Below are 22,792 nucleotides of genomic sequence, written 5' to 3' on the forward strand. Positions count from 1 at the left end.
AGGCCGCATGGCCGTAGAGGACAAGGTCGCTCTTGAAGGTGAAGTCGTCGAGTCGCTTCCCAACCTGCTCTTCCGCATCCAGCTCGACATGGACGATCACGAGGTTCTCGCGCACCTCGCCGGCAAGATGCGCCGTAACCGCATCCGCGTGCTGCCGGGTGACCGCGTGCGCGTCGAGGTCTCTCCGTACGACCTCACCCGCGGGCGCATCGTCTACCGGATGAAGTAGCGCCGGAGGCGCTTCACGCGCCTCCGATGGACGCCAGCAGCGCTGGCGTCACCTCCCTGATCCCGTCGACCACGACCGCGGCGAGCGCCAGCGCGTCGGGGGCCGGCGGGAAGGCGTGGTTGGGCGTGGCGATGACGACCATGCCCGCCGCACCGGCCGCGCGCAGGCCGTTCGAGGAGTCCTCGACGGCGGCGCAGTCGTTTGGGTCTGCGCCGATCCGGCGCGCCGCCTCGAGGTACACGTCGGGCGCGGGCTTGCCGCGCGCGACCTCCTCGGATGACACGGTCGCCGCGAAGTGCCGCGCGATGTCCGCGGCGTCGAGGACGGCGTCGATGACCTCGCGGTTGGCGCTCGAAGCGAGCGCCAGCGCGTAGTGGTCGGCGAGTGCCCGCACCGCTGCGACGGCGCCCGGCAGGAGGGGCAGCGTCCGGTGCACCTCGGCGACGACCCCGGCGGCGACCTCCTTCGAGATCGTCTCCACGTCGCCGTCCACACCCAGCTCGTCGCGCAGATACCGCGACCACTCGGCACTCGACATCCCCTGCATCGCCTCCGTGGCGCCGTCCTTCCAGGCCCCACCATGCGCGGCAACGTACGCCCTCCGCTCCCGATCCCAGACCTCCTCGGTGTCGACGATGACACCGTCCATGTCCAAGACCACCGCCTCGATGCTCATGGCCCGGAGGCTAGAGGACCAAGGACATCAGGAAGTGGGGGCCGATCGAGGGCATGAGGAACTCGGGGCCTTCGGTGGTGAAGCCGGCGCGTTCGTAGAAGCCGAGGGCGGGGGTGCGGGCGTTGCACCAGATGCGGATGGCGCCCTCGGTGCGTGCGTGGTGGATGCACGCGGTGAGGAGCTGGGCGCCGGCGCCGCGGCCGCGGCCGTGGTCCGGGTCGGTGGCCATGCCGCGGATGCGCCAGTCGCCGGGCGTTGGGGAATGGGGGTGGGGCTCGGGCGTGATCGAGGCAATGCCTATGGGTTGGTCGCGCGCGCTGTCCTCGTCCATGAAGGCGGCGAAGTGGGCTGCCCCGGGCGTGTCATCGCCGTCGTAGACCTGCTCGGCGATCGTCTGGTGGGGGCGCAGGACCCGTTGGCGCAGGGGTCGAACGACGGCCGCGGGGACCTGCTCGACGATCACGCCGGCTCGGCGATCGCCAGGCCGGACGACCCGGACAGCACCGCGACGAACGGCAGCGCCCGCGCGCGCACGCGCGCCACGGCCTCGCGCGAGAACGGACGCGCCGCCCTGCGGTAGCAGGCGACCAGCCCGAGGACGACGCCGCCGTCGTGGACCGGGACCAACAGGACGCCCTGGTAGCCGGCGGCCGCCAGCGCGCGGCGCTCGATGCGGTCGGCTTCGGCGTCGGCGCGCAGCACCTGCCCGGCATCGCCGGTCGCCAGCGCGTGGGCCCGGACCGGGACGTCGCCGAGCGCGACCCGCGCGCCCGGCTCGCGGTCCGGGACCCGCACGGCGACCAGCTCGCCGGCGCGCCGGTCCAGCCTCCAGAGGTCGACGCGGTCCGCGCCCGCCGCGGCGCCGATCAGCGTCGCCAAGCGCTCCGGGACCGATCCGCCCAGCGACGTCGCCACGTCGCGCGGTGGCGCGCCCAGCGCCCGCAGCCCGTTGCGCAGCGACGCCGCGAACGGCTGCGCCGCACCCGAGTCGGGCGCGGCGAACGACGCCGACGGCCGCCCCAGCAGGTACCCCTGCGCGTAGGCGACGTCCAGCTCGGCGACCGCGCGCAGGTCCTCCGCGCACTCGATCCCCTCGGCGCACACCGCGCCACCCGTCTGCGTCGCGAACGACGCGAACGACGCCACCAGCGCGGCGCGCGCCGGGTCGCTCGCGACCCCGCTGACCAGCGAGCGGTCGAGCTTGACGATGTCGGGCCGGACGCGCATCAGCTGCTGCAGCCCGGAGTACCCGGCGCCCGCGTCGTCGAGCGCGATCCGCGCGCCCGCCGCGTGCAGCCGCGCGACCGCCGCGTCGAGGTCGGCGCCGAAGCCCCACAGCTCGTCCTCGGTGATCTCGACGACCACGCCCTCCAGGTCCTCCGGGAGGCGCTGCCACAGGACGGGCGAGCGCAGCGTCGAGATCGACAGGTTGATCGTCAGCATCGTCCAGCGCGGGCGCCCGGGCGCGGCCAGCGCGCGCACGACCGCCTCGGTCTCCAGTTCGGGGCCGAACCCCGCGGCGTGCGCGGCGTGGAACACGTCCGGGATCGCCATCCCCGGCAGGCCCGGGAAGCGCGCCAGCGCCTCGTGCGCGATCACCCGCCCGGTCGCGAGCATCACGATCGGCTGGAAGTGCATCTCCAGGGCGCCGGGCTCCGAAAGCACGGCAGGGGTCAGCAGCGGTCCTCCCTCCACACGCGCCAAGTTCGACGCGTCCGGAACCGGTCCTGCCGGCCGGCAGCCTCCAGTACGCTGGCGCGCGATGTCACGGACGACCGGACTGGGTCCCGCAGCCCTCGTCGCCGTCGCGCTCGCCGCTGCCCTCGCGGCGCCAGGCGCGACCGCCTCCACCTACGACACCCCGGACGCGAGCCAGAGCTGGACGCGCGGCACCGTGATCGCGCCCGGCCTGCAGCCGCCCGCAGCGTTCGCGCCGATCGGGATCGTCGACGACCCGGTCGACGGCGCCGCCGTCAGCGACGTCGCGCAGGCCGGGATCCTGGCGGGCAGCCCCGGCCGGGCGCCGACCGGCGACCCGATCACCGCGCACGGGACCGAGGTCGCCTCGGTCGCCGCCGCGCGGGCCGACAACGCCGGGGTGATCGGGATCGCGCCCGGCGCGCCGCTGCTGTCCTGGGGCTACGACGAGCGGTCGGGCGAGGACCCGACCTGCGACGAGGTCACCGACGGGATCGTCAGGCTCGCCGACGCCGGCGCCAAGGTCATCAACTTGAGCGTGGAGACGCCGGACGACTGCACCGACCTGCGGCTCGCGATCGGCGCGGCCTACGGCGAGGGCGCGCTGATCGTCGCCTCGGCGGGCAACGACGGCAGACTGCCCGATCCGCCGGCGGCGACCTACCCGGCGCAGTACCCGCACGTCCTCACCGTCGGCGCGCTCAGCCTCGGCCTGACGGCGGCGGACTTCTCCACGCCGGGCAGCGGGGTCGACCTCGTCGCGCCCGGCGAGGCGGTTCCGGTCGCGCTCCCGCCGGCGCTCGACAAGGACGGCACCGCCGACGGCCTGACGACCGAGACCGGCACGAGCTTCGCGGCGCCGATCGTCTCCGGCCTCGCGTCGTGGCTGATCGCCGCGCGGCCGAGGCTCGAGCCCGGCCAGGTCGCCGACCTGCTGCGCGCGACGGCCAGGGACGAGGGCGATCCGGGCTGGGACGCCAAGACCGGCTTCGGCCTCCCGGTCCTCGCGAGCGCGCTGACCGCGAGGTTGCCGCAGGCCGACAACTACGAGCCCAACGACCTCATCACCGAGGTCGACGGGATCGGCTACAACGGCGCCGACCCGTACCGCTCGGGCACGCTGAAGGCGACGATCCAGCCCGTCGAGGACCCGGCCGACGTCTACCGGATCCGCGTCAAGGCGCACGGCCGCGCAACCGCGAGGCTCACCGGCGGCGCGGGGACCAAGCTGTACGCCTACGCGAGCAAGGCCAAGTCCTTCGACGCCCGCCCGCTGGCGACCGGCGCGAGGTCGGTCACCGTCCGCAACGCCACCAAGAAGGCCGCGACGTACTACCTCGCGGTGCGCGAGCCCGCCACGACCACCCCGGTCGCGACGAGCATCCCCTACACCTTGAAGATCAAGCGCTAGTAGATCCGCCGCTCGATGCGGCCGTCGCCGTGGGCGACGATCACGGCGCTCGTCAGCTCCGGCGGGAACAGGCCGTGGTCGACGACGCCGGGCGTCGTGGACAGCAGCGTCGCGACCGCCGCGACGTCGCTGAGGTCGCCGCCGTAGTCGGCGATCACCCCGCCGTCCGGGGACGGCGGCGCGCCGTCGCGCACGACCGTCGGGACCAGCGCCGCGAGCGTCGCGGGCAGGCCGAACGACAGCAGCTCCAGTGGGATCGGCGCGCTGATCGACTCCACCACCTTGGTCTCGTCGGCGATCACGACGAAGCGGTCCGCGGCCGCCGCGACGACCTTCTCGCGCGTGTGCGCGCCGCCGCCGCCCTTGACGACCCAGCCGTCGGGCGCGATCTGGTCGGCGCCGTCGATCGCGAGGTCCAGGTGGTCCAGCGCGTCGAACGGCTCGACCGCCAGGCCCAGCTCGATCCCGATCCGCTCGGTCGCGTCCGACGTCGCCACGCAGCGGATGTCCTTCAACTTGCGCGCGGCCAGCGCGGGGAGCAGGTAGGCGACCGTCGAGCCCGTCCCGAGCCCGACCAGCATGCCGTCCTGGACCTCCTCCGCGGCCGCCTCGGCGGCCGCGCGCTTCTGCGCCTCAAGCGCCTCGCTGCTGCTGGTGCTCATGCGACAAGCAAAGCAGCCCCGAGGGCGCCGCCGAGATCTCCCAGCTCCGCGACCCGGATGACCGGCGGGTCGTCGTCGTGGAAGAGGTGGGGCATCATCGCGTCCTGGATCCGGCGCGCGTAGGGGTCGCCGAAGCGGACGCCGAGGCCGCCGCCGATCACGATCGCCTCGGGGTCGAGCACGTTGCACGCGGACGCCACGGCGGTGCCGAGCGCCTCGACGGCGTCGGCGATCAGCGACTCGGCGAGCTCGTCGCCGCGGTCGATCGCGCGCGCCCAGATTCCGGAGGTCAGGCGGTCGCGGCCCTTCTCCTCCATGATCTTGAACAGGTCGGTGTGCTGGCCGTCGTCGACCGCCTCCCGCGCGCGCTGCTCCATCGCGCGCCGGCCCGCGTATGCCTCCATGCACCCGTGGCGCCCGCACGGGCACCTGATGCCGTGGTGGCGCACGGGGATGTGGCCGATCTCGCCGGACGTCCCGCGGCCGTTCCAGACCCTGCCGTCGAGGATGATCCCGCCGCCGACGCCGGTGCCCCAGAAGACGCCGAGCAGCGAGTCGAACTCGCGCGCCGCGCCGAGCGTGAACTCCGCCTGCGTGGCGACCGTGACGTCGTTGCCGAGCTTGACGGTCGCGCCGAAGCGGTCGCCGAGCAGCTGGGCGACCGGGACCGGGTCCCTCCAGTCCGGGAGGTTGGCGGCGTTGGCCAGCGAGCCGGTGGCCTCGTCGATCCCGCCGGGCGCGCCGACGCCGATCCCGGTGAGCGCGTCGGGTGCGACCGACGCCGCCTCGGCGGCCTCCTCGAGCGCCTCGATCAGCGCGGCGATGACGTCCGGCGGGCCGCCGGTCGTCGGGGTCGGCCGCCGGGCCTGGCCGAGCACGTTGTTGTCCTTGTCGGCGATGATCGCCTGGATCTTGGTGCCGCCGAGGTCGATGCCCCCGCGGAGTGCTGCCTGTGGCATGTGCGTTGCATCTTGCCCCTTCGGGGCGCTGAGGCAACGTCAGGCTGCGGCGGGGACCGGCCGGGCGGCCGGAACGGGCTCCGCGGCGGGCACGGTCGCGCGGGCGCCGAGCGGGCCGAGCAGCGCGACCATCGCGGGCGGCGCGAGCCACAGGAGGTACAGCGGGGCCCAGTGGTTGGCCTGCAGCTGCAGGCCCGCGAGCACCGCGGTGATCAGCGCGGCGACGCGGCGGGGATCGGCGGCGAGGGCGCGGTCCTTGTAGACCAGGACGGCGCCGCCGAGCGCGAGCGCGAGCGTCGTCGCCTGGGCGAGCGGCTGGACGCCCTGGAGGTCGAGCGTCGCCCAGAGCGACATCATCGAGCGCCGCGAGACCTGGAACGACATCGCGTGGAGCATGTCGCTCGGTCCGCTCGTGCCGCCGATCAGGACGAGCGCGGCGAGGCTGGCGGCGCCGACGGCGACGGCCGCGGCGAGCGCATGCACCAGCGCGCGGCCGCGCAGGCGCGCGAGCCAGAGCGGGAGCAGGACGAGCGGCGCGAGCTTGGCGACGCCCGCGCCGGCGAGGACGGCGGTCGAGAGCGCGGGGCGCGCCCACCAGGCCAGCGCCCAGATCAGCGCGGCGGCGATCAGGCCGTCGTTGGTCCCGGAGGAGGTCGAGAGCAGTGCGGCGGGGAAGGCGAGCAGCGCGATCAGCGCGGGCCAGCGGCTCGCGGCGCCGCGGCCGTCGCCGGTGGCACGGGCGATCCCGGCGGCGCAGGCCAGCAGCGCGAGCGTCGCGACGACGAGCGCGCCGGTCTGGTCGTCCCAGTCCGAGGTCACGGGCCAAAGCAGCGCGAACGGCAGGTGGATCAGGTAGATCGGCAGGCCGTAGGTGTCGCCGTGGACGATGTCGCCGGGCATGTGGCCGTAGGGCAGGAGGCCGTGGGCGAGCGCGGTCGCGCCCTCCATGTCGGCGGTCCCGACGTCGACGACCGCCGTCGAGGTCAGCGTGACGAGCACCGAGATGGCGAGCAGCGCGAGGCCGAGCTGCTTGGCGAGGCGGGGCACGGCGAGGCGCTGGAGCAGGACGGGCTGCTGCTGGTCCTCGTCGTCCTCCGGCCGGGGCGCGCGCAGGGCGAAGACGACGCTCCGGACCATGATGTAGGCCAACAGCGCCGCGCCGACGGCCTCGGTCAGGGTCAGGCGGGCCTGGTCGACGAGGATCACCGGGATCACGAACGCGGCGAGCGCGAGCGCGTCGAGGGTCCGGGTCCGCAGCAGCGGGCCGCGCAGCGTCGCAAGCAGGAACAGGACCGTCAGCGCGGCGAGCACGATGTAGGAGTTGGCGATCGGCGCGCCGAAGGCCGCGCGGCGCTCGGTGTAGACGTAGGGGTGGTAGGTGTGGCCGTTGGTCCGGACGGTCGTGGTCGCGATCGCGCGGCCGTCGCGGAACCAGTTGACGCCGACGGAGCGGTCGTCGAGGTAGAGGACCTTCGCGGACGTGGTGGTGCGGACGACCGGCGCGAGCGTGGGGTCGTGTGCGCCGATCTGCAGGGCGCGTGCCGCCGGAACCGCGAGCGGCGGGTCGTGGCGTGCCTTGAGGAACCCGAGCGCGCTCGTGGCGAGGAAGACGACGAGGGCGACGAGCGCCGCGGAACGGCGCGCGGACAGGAGGGAGACGCGGCCCACTTCCCCGGGCGGTCGGCGCCGCGCGCGCGGGGTAGAGGTGGGCGGTCCGCCTCTGGACGCATGTTCGGGCAAGATCCCGCGCGCTGATGGATGCCGCCGATGCCGTTCTGCTCGCCGCCGCCGGGGTCACGACCGGCGCGATCAACGCGGTGGCCGGTGGTGGGTCGCTGGTCTCGTTCCCGGCGCTGATCGCGACCGGGCTGTCGCCGCTGAGCGCGAACGTGTCGAACCTGATCGCGACGCTGCCGGGGTACCTGTCGTCCGCGGCCGCGTCGCGCGAGGAGCTCGCGGGGCAGCGGGCGCGGGTCCGGCTGCTCGCGGCCGCGAGCGCGGTCGGCGCGGCGATCGGGACGACGCTGCTGCTGGTCGGGCCTGCCGACACCTTCAAGAAGCTGGCGCCGTGGCTGATCCTGATGGCGTGCGCGCTGCTGGCGGCGCAGCCGTTCGTGGCGCGCTACGTCGCGCGGTCGCCCGCGCACCACACGGCGCCGCGGCGGCTGGTCGTGAGCGTCGGGATCGCGAGCGTCTACGGCGGCTACTTCGGCGCGGGGCTCGGGATCATCCTGCTCGCCGCGCTGGGGCTGACGCTGGAGGAGCCGCTGCAGCGGCTCAACGCGCTCAAGCAGGTGCTGTCGCTGACGGTCGCCGTGGTGAGCGCGGTCGCGGTCGCGCTGTTCGGGCCGGTGTCGTGGCTCTCGGCGCTGGTCGTCGGCGCGGGGACGCTGGTCGGCGGCCGGCTGGGCGTGGGCGTCGCCCGCAAGCTGCCGGATCAGGTGCTGCGCGGCGCGGTGATCGCGCTCGGCGTCACCGTTGCGGTTGTGCTGCTGCTGCGGGGCTAGCCGCCGGGCCTGCGTGGTGGTGCGGCACGTCCGCGCGGCTCGTGGCGGCGCCGAGCAGCAGCGCGGCGACGACGAGCGCGATGACGCGGCGGCCTGACGTGGTGGTGGGTTCGGTGCGCATGCGAAGAGGTCCTCGCCCCTAAGACGCGCGGCGCGCGAGAAAGTGACGGGGTTTCCTCTTCGTGATGTGCGCGCTCAGCCCTTTGCCGCGCGCAGGACCATGCGGACGAAGCCGAGCTGCAGCGGGAGGCGCGCCCACAGCAGCGGCTGGGGGATCTTCTTGTAGCGCTCGGGGTTCAGCGCCATGTGCAGGTTGGCGGGGAAGACCGCGACGAGCGTCGCGATCAGCCACCACGCGCCGTACTTGCGAACGGTCGGGTTCTTGGAGAGCAGCGCCGCGCCGCCCGCCGCTTCCGCGACGCCGGAGGCGTAGACCAGCTCGCGATGGGCCGGGAGGTAGTCCGGCATGATCGACTCGTAGGTCTTCGGGATCACGAAGTGCAGGATCCCGGCGCCCACGAAGACGGGGCCGGCGGCGTTCTTGAAGAGGCGGGGCATCAGGGCGGCAACCTACCCAGGTTGCGGCCGGGGTAGGCTGGCCGTCGAGATGCCACTCGTCTACCGAGAGTCGCTGCCGGTCGAGGAGCCCAGGGGCACGGTGCTGTGCGTGCACGGGTGGCCCGAGACGTCGTACATGTGGCGCCACCAGCTGGAGGCGGTCGCCGACGCCGGCTGGCAGGCGGTCGCGCCGGACCTGCCGGGGTATGGCGACTCGCCGCTGGGCGGGCTGCGCGGGACGTGGACCGATCACGTCGGTGCGCTGGACGAGTTCCACCGCGAGCAGGAGCTCGGCGAGGTCGTCCTGGTCATGCACGACTGGGGTGGGCTGATCGGCCTGCGCTGGGCGTGCGAGCACCCGGATCTCGTGCGCGCGATGGTGATCAGCAACACGGGGTTCTTCGCCGACGGCAGGTGGCACGGGCTTGCCGACGTGATGCGCACGCCCGATCAGGGGGAAGCGCTGATCGACGGGGTTGACCGCGAGGGGTTCGCCGCCATGCTTCGGTCGGTGAGCCCTGGAATGGATGACCGCGCGCTGGACGAGTACTTCAAGGCCTATGGGTCGGAGGAGCGGCGGCGCGGCATGTTGTCGCTGTACCGGTCCGGCGAGTTCTCGGAGATCGAGGACTATGACTTGGCCGGCGTGCAGGCGCCGTCGCTGATCCTGTGGGGTGCGGACGACCCGTTCGCGCCGGTCGCGGGCGCGCATCGCTTCGACGCCGAGCTGGACGACACGTCGCTGGTGGTCGTCGATGGTGCCGGGCACTTCGTCTACGACGACGAGCCGGAGCGCTGCTCGCGCGAGATCGTGTCCTTCCTCGAGCGGGTCTGAGTTGTTGATGTCCAAGCGTGAGATCAAGTCCTGGTTGATGGACATGGACGGCGTGCTCGTCCACGAGGAGGAGGCGATCCCGGGCGCCGACCGGTTCATCGCCGCGCTGCGGGATCGCGAGATCCCGTTCCTGGTGCTGACCAACAACTCCATCTACACGCGGCGCGACCTGGCGGCGCGGCTGCGGGCGTCCGGGCTGGACATCCCGGAGGAGTCGATCTGGACTTCCGCCCTGGCCACCGCGGGGTTCTTGCGCGACCAGCGTCCTGGCGGGAGCGCGTTCGTGATCGGCGAGGCGGGGCTGACGACCGCGCTGCACCAGGAGGGCTACACGCTCACCGAGCGCGACCCCGACTACGTGGTGCTGGGGGAGACGCGCACCTACTCCTTCGAGCGCATCACCCAAGCGATCCGCCTGATCGAGAACGGCGCGCGCTTCATCGCGACCAACCCCGACGCGACCGGGCCATCACCCGACGGCTCGCTTCCGGCGACCGGCGCCGTTGCCGCGCTGATCACCCGCGCGACCCAGCGCGAGCCCTACTACGTCGGCAAGCCCAACCCGCTGATGATGCGCTCCGCGCTCAACGCCATCGACGCGCACTCCGAGACCACCGCGATGATCGGCGACCGCATGGACACCGACGTGGTGTCAGGCCTCGAAGCCGGCCTCGAAACCGTGCTCGTCCTCACCGGCGTCTCCACCCGCGAATCCGCCGAGCTCTTCCCCTTCCGCCCCTCCCGCATCCTCGACTCCGTCGCCGACCTCGCCGACGAGATCACGTCCGCCTGACCCCGCTAGACGCGCCCCTCACCACCGGTCGCGCGACCGCCGCAGGGCGGTCGGCGGAGGTGGTCCCGCCGGCGTTTCGCAACCGGTGCGTGGTCGCGTCTGGCAAGGCAACCCGTGAGTCTTTGGACGCGTACGACGGGTGGGTCTTCATCGAGACCGAAACGCTCCCCCGGACCGACGGAGGTTGAAGTCCTATGACCCGGCAGAGCACTGCCAGCCGAATGGATGACGCAAAGCGTCTCTCGGCTTTGGCGGCTGGAGTTTCTGGGCTCCTGCTCGTCTCCTGTGGCTCGAGCGGAGGCCCCATGGGGTCTGCTGCTGGGGACGCGGTCACGAGCGTCAGGCCGGCGTCGAGCACGACGACTCCCGATCCGGCGGCAAGTGCGAAGTATCGCTTCGCGGTTCCGCCAACCGTGGTGTTCGTGTCGGCGCAGGACAGCGGACAGTTCTATGTCTTCGTCCGAATGAACCGCCCCCTCCCGCGGACCAAACGAGGGATCCGAGCCTTGTTCGAGCTCGATGGTGGTTCGGCACCCTTCGCAATTCCCACAACGATCTCCACAAGGCCGCCGTGCTATGAGGCGTACGTCGAGGCAATCAACAACCCGAAGGCGCCTCCTTCGATCGTCAGCCCCCAAGACGGCGAAACGGTGACGGTCACGCTGCATCTCCCCGGACGCCGCGACACCGAGTCGGTTGTCGTTGCGGCGCGCGCCGTGTCGCAGAGCTCTGTCGGCACGGACAAACGAAACGCGAGGTATCTGCGAAAGCTCGGCTGCAAGGTGAAGTTGTCGCCCGCATCAAGGGACGGGGCGTGACGGTCGCCTGCCCGCCATCGCGCGTAAATCGAACGGGCGTGCGTATAGTTTCGGCGCATGGCGCTGAACCGCACGCTGTATGACGATGATCACAAGCTGTTCCGGGAGTCTGCTGCTGCTTTCGTGGATCGGGAGATCCTGCCGGCGCGGGAGTCGATCCGGGAGGAGCGGCGGATTCCGAAGGAGCTGTGGCTGAAGGCCGGGGATTCCGGGTTCCTGGGGGTCGCGGTTGCCGAGGAGTACGGCGGCAGCGATGTCGACTTCCGCTACAACGCGATCTTCAACGAGGAGCTGTCGCGGGCGGGGATGGCGTTCTCGTCGTCGTTCACGATCCACGCCGACGTGTGCGCCCCGTACCTGACGCGCCTGACCTCGGAGGAGCAGAAGCAGCGCTGGCTGCCGAAGTTCTGCTCCGGCGAGATGGTCACCGCGATCGGCATGACGGAGCCGGAGGCCGGCTCCGATCTGCAGGGCCTGAAGACCACCGCCAAGCGCGACGGCTCCGACTGGGTCATCAACGGCTCGAAGACCTTCATCACCAACGGCGCGCACGCCGACCTCGTGATCGTCGCCGCCCGCACGGCGACCGACCCGAAGGGCCGCGGCATCAGCCTCTTCGCGATCGAGGAGGGCATGGAGGGCTTCTCGCGTGGGCGCAAGCTCCACAAGGTCGGCCAGCACGAGGCCGACACGGCCGAGCTGTTCTTCGAGAACGTCCGCGTCACCGACGACCAGCTGATCGGCGAGGTCGACCGCGGTTTCCACCACATGATGGAGCACTTGGCCCAGGAGCGGCTGGGCTCGGCGATCTCCAACACCGCACATGCTCAGCAGGCCTTCGCGGTCACCCTCGAGTACATCAAGTCGCGCAAGGCGTTCGGCCGGCCGATCGGGACCTTCCAGAACTCGCGCTTCCTCGCCGCCGACCTGCAGACGCGCCTCGACGTGACGCAGTCGTTCGTCGACCAGTGCGTGATCGCGCACGCCGCGCACGAGCTCTCAGCGGTCGACGCGGCCAAGGCGAAGTGGTGGTCGGCCGAGGTCCAGAACCTGGTCATCGACGCCTGCGTCCAGCTCCACGGCGGCTACGGCTACATGGAGGAGTACGAGGTCGCCCACGCCTGGATGGACGCCCGCGTCACCAAGATCTGGGCGGGCTCCAACGAGATCATGAAGGAGATCATCGGCCGCGACCTGGGCCTCGGCGAGGTCCGGGCCTAGCCGCATGATGCACCCCGTCCTGGAGCTGCTCCGGGCGCGGGCGGCGGGGGAGGCGCGCGGCGACGCGCGCCTCGCGCTCGTCCTGGAGGGCGGTGGCATGCGCGGCGTCGTGTCCTCCGCGATGGCCGACGCGCTCGAGGCGCGCGACCTGCGCGACGCGTTCGACCTCGTCGTCGGGACCAGCGCCGGCGCGCTGAACGGCGCGGCGTTCCTGGCGGGCGTCGCGCGCGGCTGCACCGACAACTACCTCGACGCCGACCTCGTCAAGCGCTACATCGCGCCGCGCCGCCTGCTGATCGGCAGGGCCGCGGTCGACGTCGCGTTCACGCTGGACCGCAACAACCCCGGGCTGGACGGCGACCGCCACCGCCGCACCGCGGAGTCCGGGAAGCTGCACGCGATCGCGATCGACGTCGCCACCGCCCGGCCGGAGACGCTGAGCGACCTCACGACGCCGGAGGACCTGCGCGGCGGGCTGCTCGCGACCTCGCGGCTCCCCTGGCTCGGCGGCGACCCCGTCGCGTTCCGCGGCCGCCGCTGGCTCGACGGCGGCCTCGTCGACCCGATCCCCGTGGATGCAGCGCTACACCTTGGTGCCACCCATGTGCTGGTCCTTCAGACGCGCCCAGAGGGCGTCCCGCGCACGCCCGCCGGCGGCCTCGTCGAGCGCATCATCGCTCGCCGCCTGCGCGCGCTGAACCCGGACCTCGTCCCGCTCGCCGCCGGCCGCTTCGCCGTCTACGAGGACGTGGTCACCAGGATCGCGACCAACACCACCAACGTGCTCGGCGTCCGCCTCCCGGCCGGCACGCCGTCCGTCTCCCAGCTCGAGCGCAGCACCGAGGAGCTGCGGGCCGCCGCAGACGCGGGGCGCGCAGCGATCGCGCAGCTCCTCGGCGACTAGGCGGGATGTGCTGGGGAGCGCATTGACCGAGTCTAACTTTGTACTCGGTCAAGCGTCAAGTGGTACGGTCGCGCCATGTCGCTGCGCGAGCGCAAGAAGGCCGAGACCCGGACCGCGATCGCCGACGCCGCCGCGCAGCTGTTCAGCGAGCGCGGGTTCCATCACGTGACCGTCGGCGAGGTCGCCGAGGCCGCCGGCGTGTCGAAGCAGACGGTCTTCAACCACTTCGCCAACAAGGAGGAGCTGGTCTTCGACCGCGCCGCCGAGGTCGAGGAGATCATCGTCGCCACCGTCCGCGACCGGCCCGCCGGCACCACCACGGTCGAGGCGTTCAAGGCGATGACGCGCGCGTTCTGGACCCGCGTCGACGACCTCGCCGAGGACCGGCCCCAGGCCGGCTTCTTCCTCATCGTCGAGCGCACGCCCGCGCTGCAGGCCTACCAGCGGGAGCTGGGGGCCAGGATCGTCGACCGCGTCGAGCACGAGATCCGCACGGAGGCGAGGGCGAGGCCGGACGACCTGCGCCCGCGCTACGCGGCGGCGTCGCTCTGCGGCATCCACTTCGGCGTCGCCGACATCTTCCGCACGCACGTCGCGGCCGGCGACCCGCCGTCGCAGTTCCTGAAGGCCTTGCTGCGCCGCGCCGACGAGGCCTACAACATGCTCGCCGACGGCGTCGGCGCCTACCCGGAACGCTGACGCGCCATCACCCGGTTGGGTCGGATTCTCAACCTGGTTACCCAGGACTGGGGACGCAGCCGGTACAACGCCCGTCGAACGCGGTCCGACGACGGTCGCCCCGCACCCTCCAGCCTCCCCTTGCCGAGCATGTCCGCCGATCCCAGGACCATGTCCACCGCCGCTGCCGTCATCGACCTCCTGACGAGCCCCGGAACGCCGGCGCCGACGCGCCTGCGCCTCGCCGCCGAGCGCCTCGCCGACGGCCCGACCCAGCAGGACAGCCCCGTCTTCATCGAGCGCCTCGCCGCGATCGTCTGCGGCCCGGGCGGCGACGAGCGCCTGACCGCCGCGCTCCACGTCTTCGACACCGCCGCGCTCGTCTAGCGCGGCGCTAGGCCCCTAGCCAAGTAGCGTCCACGGGTCGAAGCGATCGATCGGGATCACGCGGATGCGCGGGAGCGCGACCGTGAAGGCCCCGACGTCGTCTTCCAAGTCATACAACTCGAGGCCGTCGGCCTGGAGGTCGGCGAGCTGGGTCGAGATCAGCTCGCGGAAGCCGATGACGCCGACGCGGCGCTCGCCGTCGCGCAAAAGCTCGGCGATCTGCGGCGCGAAGTCGCCGTCGTGGGAGCAGAGCAGCACGTCGCCGTCGCCGCGCTGGGCCAGCGCCTCCAGCGTGCGCTGGATCGCGACGTCGACGACCTTGACCTCGGGCGGCCCGGACAGCAGCACCGGCCGGTACTCCAGGGCGTCCAGCGCCTGGACGAACGACATCGGGATCTGCCCCGAGCCGTTGAGGTAGAACAGCCCGCGCGCCGGCTGCTCCCAGACCGCCTGGCCGTACTTGCGGACCCGGTCCCACCGCGGCCGCTCCTCGGGCTCCGGCCGGCGCCCGAGCAGGGAGCCGCCGAGCGTCGCGTCGATGTTCTCGCCATCGACGAGCAGGAAGGTCTCGGCCATCGCGGCGGAGGCTACCCGCCCGGGCGGGCGGAGCCGCGCGCGCTGCGCGGCTCCGCTCCGTCCGTCCTCCCGGTTGCTACGGCTGCGTCGTCGACAGCGTCACGACGATCGTCTTGGCGTACCTGCCGGTCCGCAGGGCGTCGGTCGCCCCGACGTACTGCTTCAGCCACAGCGTCACCGGGTCCCTGGTGACCGGTGCGGCGTAGGTCAGCAGCGTCAGCGGCGACGCGACGCCGGTCACCGCGCCGAACGACGGCGTCCCGCTGCCCGCCGTCGCCGCGGCCTGCAGCGGCGAGGCCAGCGCGAACGCGCCGTTGACCAGGTGGCCGGTCGCCGTCCCGCTCGGATCGGCGATCGTCAGCGCGGCGTTGCCGCCCGTCGAGGTCACGCTCACCGGGATCGTCGTGCCGTCGTCGGCGGCGACCCCCGGGACGAACGTGCCCAGCGACGCGCTCGTCGCCCCGACCTCCAGCGCGAGCGTGCTCGGCACGTTGCCGCCGACCGTCGCCGACCCGGTTGCGTCGATCACGAAGGCCACCGACCTGGTCGCCTCGTGGTTGCCGGCCACGTCGACCGACGAGAACGCGACCGTGTGGCCGCCCGCGCCGGACACCGTGATCGGCGCGCCCGTCCACGCGACCGGGTCGCCGCCGTCGACCGCGTAGGCGGTCGCCGCGACGCCCGAGCCGCCGGCGTCGGTCGCGCTCAGCGTGACCGTGGCCGGGCCGGACGCGATCTGCCCGCCGTCCGGGACCGGCGTCACCGCCGCGGTCGTCACCGGCGCCGTCGAGTCCTCCTGGAACGTCAGCGACCCCGCCGGCTCCTGGTTGCCGGCCGTGTCGACCGAGTAGAAGCGGACGGTGTGCGTGCCGTCCCCCGCGACCGGGACCGGCGTGCCGGTGTAGGCCACGAAGTCAGCGCCGTCGACCGAGATGTAGGACGTGCCCACGCCCGGCCCGCCCGCGTCGGTGGCGCTCAGCGTCACCGACGGGCCCGAGTACCAGCCGCCGACCGCGGCGGGGGAGACCGTCGCGGTCGTCGCCGGGACCGTGCCCGACGAGCAGCCGCCGGTCGCGTCGTAGAAGCCCGGGCCAGTCAGGCCCGGCCCCGTGATCTGCGGCTTGTTGGCGCCGCCGCCCGCCGGGTAGGCGGTGTCGAACCACTGCGTGAAGAACGTGTCCAACTTGGTGGAGCACGCCGCGCTCTGGTTCGGCAGGTACTTGTGGAAGACGGCCTCCTCCTGGGGCTCGGTGATGCTCTTGCCCCCGTAGGTCGCCTGGATCTCCTGGAGCGCCCTGTTGAACGGGGTCGCGCCGAGGATCTGGCGCAGCGCGATGTACGCGGTGGCGGGCCGGCGGTAGGTGAACGACGTGCTGAACAGCGACGACGGCGTCGGGTTCGACGGCGCGCCGGTCCAGGCCGAGGTCGAGGCGTAGTTGGTGTTGAACTGGTTGACCAGCGACGTCTCGAAGCTCGCCGAGCCCGGGACGTTGCCGCCCCCGCCGGCGTTCTTGGCGTTGTTGAGGTACTCGCCCAGCTGCGCGAAGCCCTCCTTGAAGAACGTCAGGTTGAAGTTGCCCTCGCTGACGTTGTCGCCCCACCACTGGTGCATGTTCTCGTGGTAGAAGGTCCCCGAGCTGATCGAGCTGCCGGCGAAGGTGATCTTCGTCTGCATCTCCTCCTCGAAGCTCGCGCCCGGGGTGCCGATGATCACGCCGTCGGTCGAGAACGGGAACCCGCCGTTGAACTGCGTCTGGAAGTCCGTGATGTCCTGCTGGGTGTCCATCACGGTCTTGTTGGTGGCCTTCTTGGTGGCCGCGATCGACGCGCTCTGCGCCTGGTAGTAGACGACGCCCGCGTTCGGGCCCGTCGAGGAGATCCGGCTGCTCAGGTCGTAGGCCCCGATGCTGTTGGTCACCAGGTAGTTGGCGATGTGCTCCGGCGAGTGCCAGTGCCACGTCGTCGTGCCGCCGGCGATCCGGGGGTCGGACGCGTCGTCGGCCGTCGAGACCAGCTCGCCGTTGGCGATCGCCGTCTTGCCGAGCGGCACCGTGTCGTAGAAGTCGTAGGTCGGCTTCACGGACGGGTGGTTGTTGAGCGGCATCCAGTCCATCGTCCCGACGGGCTCGGTGGTGACGAACGAGCCGTCGGTGCCGGTGAACCAGCCCTCGGTCGAGCCGTCGCCGTCGACGTGGACGCCGGGGCGGCCGGCGTAGTTGACGACGACGTCGAACGTCGCGCCGCTCGGGATCGGGTCGGCCGGCGTGATCACCAGCTTGTTGGCCGGGCACTGCAGGCCGTTGCCGGACGCCGACGTGGTCGTCGGCGCGCACGCGGGCGCGTTGGGGTTGGTGGCCGAGATCGGGTTGGTCTGCCCGGTCAGGTGCGCGTTGGGGTCCGGGTCGTCCTGGCCGTTGGGGTCGCCGGGGTAGGTCGGCTGGGCGAACCTGAACGTCGCCGGCCTCCCGTTGACCGTGATCGAGCTGACCGCCATGTTCGGCCCGGCGGGGTCGGCGTTGGCCTGCTCGAAGTCGAGGCTGAAGTCCGTCAGGCACTGCGTCGCCTGCTGGGTGAGGTCGACGTAGGTGCCGTCGAGCAGCGCGTTGCCCGCGACGTCGTAGATCAGGTGCACGTCGGAGTGGACCGACGTGTAGCCGCCGTTGCCCATCTCGACGTAGACGTGGTCGCCCGCCCTGGAGAGCGTGTGCGCTCCGGACGAGCAGCTCTCGGCAGCGGCGGCCGCCGCGCGCTTGACGCTGATGGAGGCCGCCGGCGATGCCGTCCCGACCTCGACGTGACGGGCGGCGGTCGCGCACGCCAGCCAGCCCTGCGTGCCCTTCGGCAGGCAGCCGACGAGCGCGTAGGAGCCCTTCTTGAGGCCCTTGGGCAGAGCGACGGAGATGGTGATGGCCTTGCTCGCGCCGGGCTTGAGCACGACGGCGCGGTGGCCGACCACGACCGGCCTGCTGCCGGCCTTCGTGAGCCGCACCGCGAAGCGCGCGGCGTGGGTGGCGCGGCCGTGGTTCACGAGCCGGGCCTTCAACTTGTAGGTCTTGCCCGGCGCGGCGGCGGCGGGCGCCGACGAGAGGCTCGCCGGGAAGAACGAGCGGCGCACGGCCGCCGGCCTGGCGGCCGCGGCGCGCGGAGCGCTCGTCCTGGTCGTGGTGTGAGGCTTGCTGGCCAGGCCGGCGGCCGGCAGCGCGAGGCTGCAGGCCACCGCGACGGCCGCCGAGGCAGAAGCCCCGGCGCGGAAGCGACGTCCGGTCACGTTGTTGAGTTCCCCCGAGGTGAAAAGGCGCCGGACGCATCGGTGCGGCCGGTCGGCGGCGCACGCTAACGACGGGTCACCTCCCGGACATCATGCATTCGGTACATGCGTGTTCGACCTTTGGAACATCCGCGAGGATGTGCTGCGCATATGCCCGAGCTCCCCACGGTCCGCCTTCAGATCCTCGACGCGACCGCGCTGCAGGCGCTGGTCTCCGGCAACCTGCGTGCCGCGAGCGACGCGGCCGGCGTCGCGCTGCCGATCGAGTTCCTCAACGACACGTGGCTGTGGACGCTGCGCCTCGGCCAGATGATCGGCGAGCCCGAGGTCACGCCGTGGCTCGTGCGCGTGATCGTCCCGGAGACCGGGCCGGGCGCGGGCACGGCCGTCGGCCACGCCGGCTACCACGGCGCGCCCGACGAGCGCGGCATGGTCGAGATCGGCTACCGGATCATCCCGGCGATGCGCCGCAACGGCTACGCGCAGGCCGCGGTCACCGAGCTGCTGGCGTGGGCGAGGGCCAACGGCGCGACGATCGCGCGCGCCTCGATCAGCCCCGGCAACGCGCGTTCGCTGGCGATCGCGGCGGCCTTCGGCTTCGTCGAGGTCGGCGAGCAGATCGACGAGATCGACGGTCGGGAACTGGTCTTCGAGCGGTCGATCTGACACAGTGTCAAACCATGTCCGCGGAACCGCTTGATCTCAAGGACGTCAACGTCACCGAGCGCGAGAACTGGCCGGACGGCCCGCCGCACGAGCTCTTCAAGCGGATGCGCGGGGGGTGCCCGGTCCACTGGACCGAGAAGATCACCGAGTACCCCGACGAGAAGGGCTTCTGGTCGGTCACGACCGCTGAGGATGTCCACGCGGTCTCGCGCGACTGGGAGACCTACTCCTCGGCGACCGGCTTCACGTTGCTGACCGACGCGATCCTGCCGCTGGCGCTCGCGCAGGGCATGTTCATCGGGATGGACCCGCCGCGCCACGACCGCCTCAAGGCGCTGTTCCAGCGCGGCTTCACGCCCAAGCGCACCGCCGAGCACGAGCCCGCGATCCGCGAGATCACCACCGCCGTGCTCGACCGCCTCGAGGGCCGCGAGACCGCCGACCTCGTCAGCGACGTCGCCCAGCCGGTCGTCGCGCGCGTCATCGGGTCGTTCATGGGCACCGCGCCCGAGGACGACGCGATCTGGGCGCGGCTGATGAACCAGACGCTCGGCGCCGGCGACCCGGACATGAACCCCGAGGGCGTCCAGACCGTGATGGAGCGCGACGTGCCGGAGATCTTCCGGCGCTGCCAGCTGCTGATCGAGGAGCGGCGCGAGCGCCCGACCGAGGACTTGATGTCCGTGTTGGTCCACGCCGACATCGACGGCGAGCAGCTGACCGACGTCGAGATCGTCATGGGCTTCTTCCTGCTCGTCGCCGCGGGCAACGACTCCACGAAGGCGACGTACTCGTCGGCGATGCGCGCGCTGATGGAGGACTCGTCGCAGCGCGACCTGCTGCTCGCCGACATGTCGCTCGTCCCGAGCGCCGTCGAGGAGGCGCTGCGGATGTTCCCCGCGTTCGCGCACTTCCGCCGCACGGCGACGCGCGACGTCGAGCTCAACGGCGCGCAGATCAAGGCGGGCGACAAGGTCGCCATGTGGTACGTGTCGTCCAACCGCGACGAGACGCGCTACGAGGACCCGGACCGCTTCGACGTCACCCGCAACCCGGAGCACCAGGCCTTCGGCGCGGGCGGCCGCCACTTCTGCCTCGGGACCGCGCTGGCGCGCCTGGAGCTGCGGATCCTGATCGAGGAGACGCTGAAGCGCTACCCGGCGATGGAGATCGCCGGCGAGCCCCACTACGCCGAGTCGCCGTTCATCAACCAGCTCAAGAACCTCCCGGTGCGGCTCAACGCGTAGGGGAGCGCGCGGCCCTGGCGGACAGGTCGCCTGTCTTCTGAACGACGGCGGCCAGTTGACCCAAGAAACTCTTGCGTCTACTGTTCGGCGTGATGACCGTCGCCGAACGATCGATGGGGCTTGGGCTCCGGGCGCTGAACCGCCTGGCCGGCTCCGACATGGTGGACCGGCTCGGGGCGCGCAAGCCCGCCGAGCGCGTCCTGTACCGCGCCACGCGCGATGGCTTCAAGGTCGTCGGGCGCGCGGGCCGGACGTTCTCCGCCGCGCAGCGGCTCGGGAAGCCCGCGCGGCCGCGGAAGTCCGGCGGGACGGGGCTGTTCGACCTCACGCCGAGCGACGAGCAGCAGATGCTCGTCGAGGCGTGGCGCGACTTCGCGTCGGCGCGCCTGCGCACCGCCGCGGCCGCCGCCGAGAGGGGCGAGGGCCGCGACGAGGTCTTCAAGGAGGCCGGCGAGCTCGGGCTGACGATGCTCGGCGTGCCCGAGGAGCTGGGCGGCGCGATCTCGGAGCGCAGCGCGGTCACCGCGCTGATGGCCGCCGAGACGCTCGCCCACGGCGACGCCGGCCTGACCGTCGGCGCGCTGGCGCCCGCCGCGGTTGCCACCGCGCTCGCGCTCTGGGGCGACGCCGACCAGCAGGCGACCTACCTGCCCGCGCTGGTCTCCGACGACATCCCGGCGGCCGCGCTGGCGATCGCCGAGCCGCGCCCGCTGTTCAACCCCAACAACCTCGAGACCGTCGCGCGCCGCGCGACCGGCGGCGGCTACATCCTCGACGGGCTGAAGACGCTCGTCCCGCGGGCCGAGGACGCCGAGCTGCTGATCGTCGCCGCGCGCCTGGAGGGCTCGCAGACGTCCGCGCTGTTCCTGGTCGAACCCAGGGCCGGCGGCGTCGCCGTCAAGGAGGACCCGGCGATGGGCCTGCGCGGCGCGGGCCTCGGCCGCCTCAAGCTCGAAGATGTACATGTCGGTGCGGAGGCGCTGCTGGGCGCCGCCGATCCCGCGGTCTACGCCGAGCTGATCGCCCGCTCGCGCCTGGCCTGGGCCGGGATCGCCGCCGGCGCCGGCCGCGCGGTCCTCGACTACGTCATCCCCTACGTGAACGAGCGGATCGCCTTCGGCGAGCCGGTCAGCCACCGCCAGGCGGTCGCGTTCACGGTCTCGAACGTCGCGATCGAGCTGGAGGGCCTGCGCCTCGTCGCGCTGCGCGCCGCCGCCCGCGCCGACGCCGAGCAGGACTTCTCCCGCGAGGCGGCGCTGGCGCGCCAGCTCGCGGCCCGCTACGGCATGCAGATCGGCTCCGAGGGCGTCCAGCTGCTCGGCGGCGCCGGCTACATCGCCGAGCATCCCGTCGAACGCTGGTACCGCGACCTGCGGGCCACCGGCCTCATGGAAGGCGTGCTGGTCGTCTGATGATCAACCTCGAGACCCCCAAGAAGTTCGGCCCGCTGATCGCCCAGGCGCGACAGGTGGCCGACGAGGTCTTCCGGCCGATCTCGCGCAGGTACGACCGCGACGAGCACGAGCGGCCCAAGGAGCTCGACATGCTCGCCGCGCTGGTCGACGGCATGAACGACGGCTCCGACATGGGCGGCGCGGGCGCCGCCGGCGTGCGGCGGTCGAGCAACGGCAACGGCAAGAAGGCCGACGACGGCGGCACCCGCAACGGGTCGAACCTCTCGACCGCGCTGTCGATCATGGAGCTGTGCCGCGGCGACGTCGGCCTGCTGCTGTCGATGCCGCGCCAGGGGCTGGGCAACTCGGCGATCGCATCGGTCGCCGACGACGAGCAGCTCGAGCGCTTCGCCGGCCGCTGGGCGGCGATGGCGATCACCGAGCCCGAGGCCGGCAGCGACTCCGCCGCGATCCGGACGACCGCGGTCCTCGACGGTGAGGACTACGTGCTCAACGGCGAGAAGATCTACGTGACGGCCGGCGAGCGCGCCGACCTCGTGGTCGTCTGGGCGACGCTGGACCGCACGAAGGGCCGCGGGGCGATCAAGTCGTTCGTCGTCGAGCGCTCCAACCCCGGGCTGGTCCTCGACCGCCTGGAGCACAAGCTCGGCATCCGCGCGTCGGACACCGCGGCGTTCAGCCTCGTCGACTGCCGCGTGCCGAAGGAGAACCTGCTCGGCCCGCCCGGCATCGCCGACACCAACGGCTTCGCGGGCGCGATGCAGACGTTCGACAACACGCGCCCGCTGGTCGCCGCGATGGCCGTCGGCCTGACGCGCGGCTGCCTGGAGGAGACCAGGAAGCTCCTGGAGCAGGCGGGCGTGACGATCGACCACGGCGCGCCGGTCGCGACGCAGAGCGCGGCGGCCGCCGAGTTCATCCAGATGGACGCCGACTACGAGTCCGCGTACCTGCTGACGATGCAGGCCGCGTGGATGGCCGACAACTCGAAGCCCAACTCGCTGCAGGCCTCGATGGCCAAGGCGAAGGCGGGGCGGACGTGCGTGGACGTCGCGCTGCGCTGCGTCGAGCTGGCGGGCGCGCTCGGCTACAGCGAGGACCTGCTGCTGGAGAAGTGGGCGCGCGACGCGAAGATCCTGGACATCTTCGAGGGCACGCAGCAGATCCAGCTGCTGATCATCGCGCGGCAGCTCCTGGGGTTGAGTAGCGCTCAGCTTCGTTGAGCTTATTTTTCTCCTGCACGTCTCTAGTTTTGCTGACCGGGCGCCGATCACCGTGTCGTGC

At 72.3% G+C, this 22,792-nt stretch carries 23 protein-coding genes; 14 read left to right on the forward strand and 9 right to left on the reverse strand.

Annotated elements, in window-relative coordinates:
* The first annotated feature begins 7 nt into the window (after positions 1–7).
* Positions 8–229 (forward strand): translation initiation factor IF-1, encoded by a 222-nt coding sequence (infA, locus tag H030_RS0114120; RefSeq protein ID WP_027006585.1) that lies wholly within the window; start codon positions 8–10, stop codon positions 227–229.
* 13 nt (positions 230–242) lie between these two features.
* Here infA and H030_RS0114125 read toward each other — a convergent pair whose 3' ends face one another.
* The 3 genes from H030_RS0114125 to H030_RS37095 are packed head-to-tail and all read right to left on the reverse strand — an operon-like array spanning position 243 to position 2,570.
* The gene (locus tag H030_RS0114125; protein ID WP_027006586.1) at positions 243–905 is read right to left on the reverse strand and encodes an HAD family hydrolase; all 663 of its coding nucleotides are present in this window, start codon (positions 903–905) and stop codon (positions 243–245) included.
* 10 nt (positions 906–915) lie between these two features.
* Positions 916–1,368, reverse strand: coding sequence for a GNAT family N-acetyltransferase (locus H030_RS0114130; RefSeq protein ID WP_027006587.1), 453 nt, complete (start codon positions 1,366–1,368; stop codon positions 916–918).
* The gene (locus H030_RS37095) at positions 1,365–2,570 is read right to left on the reverse strand and encodes an EAL domain-containing protein (protein WP_155892044.1); all 1,206 of its coding nucleotides are present in this window, start codon (positions 2,568–2,570) and stop codon (positions 1,365–1,367) included. The genes H030_RS0114130 and H030_RS37095 overlap by 4 nt, the downstream gene beginning before the upstream one ends.
* 97 nt (positions 2,571–2,667) lie before the next feature.
* Between H030_RS37095 and H030_RS37100 the strand changes: the two genes are divergently transcribed.
* Entirely contained in the window at positions 2,668–4,014 is a 1,347-nt protein-coding gene (locus H030_RS37100; RefSeq protein ID WP_051222675.1) for a S8 family peptidase, read from the forward strand.
* Here H030_RS37100 and rpiA read toward each other — a convergent pair.
* From rpiA to H030_RS0114155, 3 genes are read right to left on the reverse strand one after another with little or no spacing between them, the layout of a single operon-like run.
* Entirely contained in the window at positions 4,011–4,676 is a 666-nt protein-coding gene (gene rpiA / locus H030_RS0114145) for a ribose 5-phosphate isomerase A (protein WP_027006588.1), read from the reverse strand. The two genes, H030_RS37100 and rpiA, sit on opposite strands and share 4 nt — an antisense overlap.
* Entirely contained in the window at positions 4,673–5,635 is a 963-nt protein-coding gene (locus H030_RS32155) for an ROK family protein (protein ID WP_035127700.1), read from the reverse strand. Before H030_RS32155 ends, rpiA begins: the two co-directional genes overlap by 4 nt.
* Before the next feature lie 39 nt (positions 5,636–5,674).
* The gene (locus H030_RS0114155; RefSeq protein WP_027006589.1) at positions 5,675–7,303 is read right to left on the reverse strand and encodes a glycosyltransferase 87 family protein; all 1,629 of its coding nucleotides are present in this window, start codon (positions 7,301–7,303) and stop codon (positions 5,675–5,677) included.
* Between the two features lie 86 nt (positions 7,304–7,389).
* Between H030_RS0114155 and H030_RS0114160 the strand changes: the two genes are divergently transcribed.
* Positions 7,390–8,142 (forward strand): sulfite exporter TauE/SafE family protein, encoded by a 753-nt coding sequence (locus H030_RS0114160; RefSeq protein WP_027006590.1) that lies wholly within the window; start codon positions 7,390–7,392, stop codon positions 8,140–8,142.
* 195 nt (positions 8,143–8,337) lie between these two features.
* Here H030_RS0114160 and H030_RS0114170 read toward each other — a convergent pair whose 3' ends face one another.
* Entirely contained in the window at positions 8,338–8,700 is a 363-nt protein-coding gene (locus H030_RS0114170; RefSeq protein WP_027006591.1) for a hypothetical protein, read from the reverse strand.
* 49 nt (positions 8,701–8,749) lie between these two features.
* On the opposite strand from H030_RS0114170, the gene H030_RS0114175 reads away from it, so the two are divergent.
* From H030_RS0114175 to H030_RS0114200, 7 genes are all read left to right on the forward strand, one after another.
* Entirely contained in the window at positions 8,750–9,535 is a 786-nt protein-coding gene (locus tag H030_RS0114175; protein ID WP_027006592.1) for an alpha/beta fold hydrolase, read from the forward strand.
* Between the two features lie 7 nt (positions 9,536–9,542).
* On the forward strand, positions 9,543–10,328 hold the full coding sequence (locus H030_RS0114180; protein WP_027006593.1) for an HAD-IIA family hydrolase: 786 nt from the start codon (positions 9,543–9,545) through the stop codon (positions 10,326–10,328).
* A gap of 305 nt (positions 10,329–10,633) precedes the next feature.
* On the forward strand, positions 10,634–11,146 hold the full coding sequence (locus H030_RS39095) for a hypothetical protein (RefSeq protein WP_155892045.1): 513 nt from the start codon (positions 10,634–10,636) through the stop codon (positions 11,144–11,146).
* A 63-nt stretch (positions 11,147–11,209) separates the two neighbouring features.
* Complete coding sequence (locus H030_RS0114185) at positions 11,210–12,367, forward strand: acyl-CoA dehydrogenase family protein (RefSeq protein WP_027006594.1); 1,158 nt, start codon at positions 11,210–11,212, stop codon at positions 12,365–12,367.
* A 4-nt stretch (positions 12,368–12,371) separates the two neighbouring features.
* Positions 12,372–13,271 (forward strand): patatin-like phospholipase family protein, encoded by a 900-nt coding sequence (locus H030_RS32160; protein ID WP_051222677.1) that lies wholly within the window; start codon positions 12,372–12,374, stop codon positions 13,269–13,271.
* A gap of 75 nt (positions 13,272–13,346) precedes the next feature.
* The gene (locus H030_RS32165) at positions 13,347–13,970 is read left to right on the forward strand and encodes a TetR/AcrR family transcriptional regulator (RefSeq protein WP_035127703.1); all 624 of its coding nucleotides are present in this window, start codon (positions 13,347–13,349) and stop codon (positions 13,968–13,970) included.
* A 150-nt stretch (positions 13,971–14,120) separates the two neighbouring features.
* Positions 14,121–14,336 (forward strand): hypothetical protein, encoded by a 216-nt coding sequence (locus tag H030_RS0114200; RefSeq protein WP_155892046.1) that lies wholly within the window; start codon positions 14,121–14,123, stop codon positions 14,334–14,336.
* Between the two features lie 15 nt (positions 14,337–14,351).
* Here H030_RS0114200 and H030_RS0114205 read toward each other — a convergent pair whose 3' ends face one another.
* Both H030_RS0114205 and H030_RS0114210 read right to left on the reverse strand, forming a co-directional pair.
* Positions 14,352–14,912, reverse strand: a complete 561-nt coding sequence (locus H030_RS0114205) for an NYN domain-containing protein (protein ID WP_027006596.1) — start codon at positions 14,910–14,912, stop codon at positions 14,352–14,354.
* 76 nt (positions 14,913–14,988) lie between these two features.
* Positions 14,989–18,180 (reverse strand): OmpL47-type beta-barrel domain-containing protein, encoded by a 3,192-nt coding sequence (locus H030_RS0114210; protein WP_155892047.1) that lies wholly within the window; start codon positions 18,178–18,180, stop codon positions 14,989–14,991.
* 150 nt (positions 18,181–18,330) lie between these two features.
* Between H030_RS0114210 and H030_RS0114215 the strand changes: the two genes are divergently transcribed.
* From H030_RS0114215 to H030_RS0114230, 4 genes are all read left to right on the forward strand, one after another.
* A complete protein-coding gene (locus H030_RS0114215) occupies positions 18,331–18,846 on the forward strand; it encodes a GNAT family N-acetyltransferase (RefSeq protein ID WP_027006598.1) in 516 nt (171 codons plus the stop codon).
* A gap of 14 nt (positions 18,847–18,860) precedes the next feature.
* Positions 18,861–20,093 (forward strand): cytochrome P450, encoded by a 1,233-nt coding sequence (locus H030_RS0114220; protein WP_027006599.1) that lies wholly within the window; start codon positions 18,861–18,863, stop codon positions 20,091–20,093.
* Between the two features lie 113 nt (positions 20,094–20,206).
* Complete coding sequence (locus H030_RS0114225) at positions 20,207–21,505, forward strand: acyl-CoA dehydrogenase family protein (protein WP_027006600.1); 1,299 nt, start codon at positions 20,207–20,209, stop codon at positions 21,503–21,505.
* Complete coding sequence (locus tag H030_RS0114230; RefSeq protein WP_027006601.1) at positions 21,505–22,731, forward strand: acyl-CoA dehydrogenase family protein; 1,227 nt, start codon at positions 21,505–21,507, stop codon at positions 22,729–22,731. The genes H030_RS0114225 and H030_RS0114230 overlap by 1 nt, the downstream gene beginning before the upstream one ends.
* The last annotated feature ends 61 nt before the right edge of the window (positions 22,732–22,792 follow it).

The organism is Conexibacter woesei Iso977N, from assembly GCF_000424625.1.
Taxonomy (GTDB): Bacteria; Actinomycetota; Thermoleophilia; order Solirubrobacterales; family Solirubrobacteraceae; genus Baekduia; species Baekduia woesei_A.

Bases quoted from the DNA above. Each gene is read 5' to 3' on its own strand.
- H030_RS0114200 (WP_155892046.1), top strand. From the start codon at position 14,121: ATGTCCACCGCCGCTGCCGTCATCGACCTCCTGACGAGCCCCGGAACG.
- H030_RS0114170 (WP_027006591.1), bottom strand. From the start codon at position 8,700: ATGCCCCGCCTCTTCAAGAACGCCGCCGGCCCCGTCTTCGTGGGCGCC.
- H030_RS39095 (WP_155892045.1), top strand. From the start codon at position 10,634: ATGGGGTCTGCTGCTGGGGACGCGGTCACGAGCGTCAGGCCGGCGTCG.
- H030_RS0114125 (WP_027006586.1), bottom strand. From the start codon at position 905: ATGAGCATCGAGGCGGTGGTCTTGGACATGGACGGTGTCATCGTCGAC.
- H030_RS32165 (WP_035127703.1), top strand. From the start codon at position 13,347: ATGTCGCTGCGCGAGCGCAAGAAGGCCGAGACCCGGACCGCGATCGCC.
- H030_RS0114215 (WP_027006598.1), top strand. From the start codon at position 18,331: ATGCCCGAGCTCCCCACGGTCCGCCTTCAGATCCTCGACGCGACCGCG.
- H030_RS0114175 (WP_027006592.1), top strand. From the start codon at position 8,750: ATGCCACTCGTCTACCGAGAGTCGCTGCCGGTCGAGGAGCCCAGGGGC.
- H030_RS32155 (WP_035127700.1), bottom strand. From the start codon at position 5,635: ATGCCACAGGCAGCACTCCGCGGGGGCATCGACCTCGGCGGCACCAAG.
- H030_RS37100 (WP_051222675.1), top strand. From the start codon at position 2,668: ATGTCACGGACGACCGGACTGGGTCCCGCAGCCCTCGTCGCCGTCGCG.
- H030_RS0114180 (WP_027006593.1), top strand. From the start codon at position 9,543: ATGTCCAAGCGTGAGATCAAGTCCTGGTTGATGGACATGGACGGCGTG.
- H030_RS0114220 (WP_027006599.1), top strand. From the start codon at position 18,861: ATGTCCGCGGAACCGCTTGATCTCAAGGACGTCAACGTCACCGAGCGC.
- H030_RS32160 (WP_051222677.1), top strand. From the start codon at position 12,372: ATGATGCACCCCGTCCTGGAGCTGCTCCGGGCGCGGGCGGCGGGGGAG.
- rpiA (WP_027006588.1), bottom strand. From the start codon at position 4,676: ATGAGCACCAGCAGCAGCGAGGCGCTTGAGGCGCAGAAGCGCGCGGCC.
- infA (WP_027006585.1), top strand. From the start codon at position 8: ATGGCCGTAGAGGACAAGGTCGCTCTTGAAGGTGAAGTCGTCGAGTCG.
- H030_RS0114205 (WP_027006596.1), bottom strand. From the start codon at position 14,912: ATGGCCGAGACCTTCCTGCTCGTCGATGGCGAGAACATCGACGCGACG.
- H030_RS0114225 (WP_027006600.1), top strand. From the start codon at position 20,207: ATGGGGCTTGGGCTCCGGGCGCTGAACCGCCTGGCCGGCTCCGACATG.
- H030_RS0114230 (WP_027006601.1), top strand. From the start codon at position 21,505: ATGATCAACCTCGAGACCCCCAAGAAGTTCGGCCCGCTGATCGCCCAG.
- H030_RS0114160 (WP_027006590.1), top strand. From the start codon at position 7,390: ATGGATGCCGCCGATGCCGTTCTGCTCGCCGCCGCCGGGGTCACGACC.